The sequence below is a fragment of the Mesorhizobium sp. B1-1-5 genome (assembly GCF_006443065.1).
GTDB lineage: Bacteria > Pseudomonadota > Alphaproteobacteria > Rhizobiales > Rhizobiaceae > Mesorhizobium.
Genome location: NZ_VFWS01000356.1, coordinates 1 through 1,495, shown reverse-complemented (window position 1 = coordinate 1,495; position 1,495 = coordinate 1). Strand labels below are relative to the sequence as shown.

Genomic DNA, 1,495 nt, shown 5'->3' with positions numbered 1-1,495 from the left:
GGTTGGCCTCGGCTCCGATTTCGACGGAGCCATGATCCCGGCCGTCATTGGCGACGCCGCCGGTCTGCCGAAGCTCATCGATGCGCTCGCCGCACGCGGCTTCGGCCGCGCGCTGATCGAAAAGATCGCCTACCGAAACTGGCTGGCCATGCTGGAAAGAACCATAGGATAGGCAGGTCAGCCGAACCCCATGCGCTTCAGCCAGTCCTTGCCGACGCCGCGGTCGCGGATGATCGGCAGCGGGTTTTCCGAATCGAGCCGCGCGCAGATGCGGTAGACCTCAAGCGTCTCGGCGCTCATCTCGCCGCGCTTGTAGAAGAACATGGCGGCGGCATAGCGTGTGCGGCCCGACCATTTTTCGCCGAGCGGCGTGTTCCCCAGTTCCCACTGTTCGGCCGCCTCTTCTTGCTGCTTGTCGGCTTCCTCGTCCATGGTCAGAAATCCGCCGGCGGATTGGCGGTGCGGCGATCGAGCTTGATGAACGGCCGCGGCACCACCTTGGCCCGCTTCATCAGCTTTTGGTATTGCAGCTCGCGCATTGCGTAGATCTCGACCCAGAGGTCGTCGACGACAGTATCACCATATGGTCGCACCAGCGAAGCGATGGCGATGTTGCGCTTGGCCATCGGCGACCACATGGCGGCGCTGACCAGCCCGACCTCCTGGCTCTTTCTGTGATAGACGAGGGCGTGTGCGGCCGGGATGTTGCCTTCGATCTCCAGCCCGACCAGCACATGCCGCAGCTTGCGCTTGGCGCGCGCCTCGAAGATGGCGCGACGGCCGTTGAAATGGGCCTTTTCCAGATCAATCATGAAGCCGAGCCCGATCTCGTCGGGCATGCGCAAGCGGTCGGCGCGGATGGCGTGTTCGGCTGTCGTGAAGTCGGCATTGGCGACGATCAGCCCGGCTTCGAGCCGGGCGCGGTTGAGCGCGGTGTAGCCGATGGCGCGGATGCCGCGCAGTTCGCCGGCCGCCATCAGCCGGTCCCACAGGCTAAGCGCCTTGTCGACCGGCATGAACAATTCATAGCCGAGGTCGCCGGTGAAGCCGGTGCGCGAGATGGTGACGGTTTCGCCATCATGCGGGAATTCGGCGAGGTCGAATGCCTTCAGCTTTTCGACATCGGCAAAACCGGCATCACGCAGCACGGCGAAAGAGGTCGGACCTTGCAGTGCCAGGCCCGCGACGGCTTCGGTCTCTTCCTCCACCGTCACATCGAACCCGATGGCGCTGTCGAGCAGCCAAGGCAAATGCCGCTCCTGCGAGCACAGCCGGAACCGCGTTGGCGAGAGCCGGAACAGCGTGCCGTCATCGAGGACGAAGCCCTCGTCGTCGCACCACGCGGTATAATGGACGCGGCCCGGCTTCAGCCTGGTCACGTCGCGCAGCGTGACGCGGTCGAGGAAGGCCTCGGCGTCCGGTCCCTCGACGCGGTATTTGGTCATCGGCGAGATGTCGAAGAGCGCCGACTGGCTGCGAATGGCTAAATATTCGA

The 1,495-nt window shown here is 64.2% G+C and carries 3 protein-coding genes; 1 reads left to right on the top strand and 2 read right to left on the bottom strand.

All coding sequences use genetic code 11. The features are described 5' to 3' along the window. Positions 1–172: membrane dipeptidase (locus tag FJ980_RS31305; RefSeq protein WP_181181372.1), on the top strand; the 172-nt coding region annotated here is incomplete at its 5' end. 5 nt (positions 173–177) lie between these two features. On the opposite strand, the gene FJ980_RS31300 is transcribed toward FJ980_RS31305, so the two are convergent. Further along, on the bottom strand, positions 178–432 hold the full coding sequence (locus FJ980_RS31300) for a hypothetical protein (protein WP_140547402.1): 255 nt from the start codon (positions 430–432) through the stop codon (positions 178–180). A 2-nt stretch (positions 433–434) separates the two neighbouring features. Further along, the coding region (locus tag FJ980_RS31295) for an aminomethyltransferase family protein (RefSeq protein WP_140547401.1) at positions 435–1,495 on the bottom strand (1,061 nt) is incomplete at its 5' end.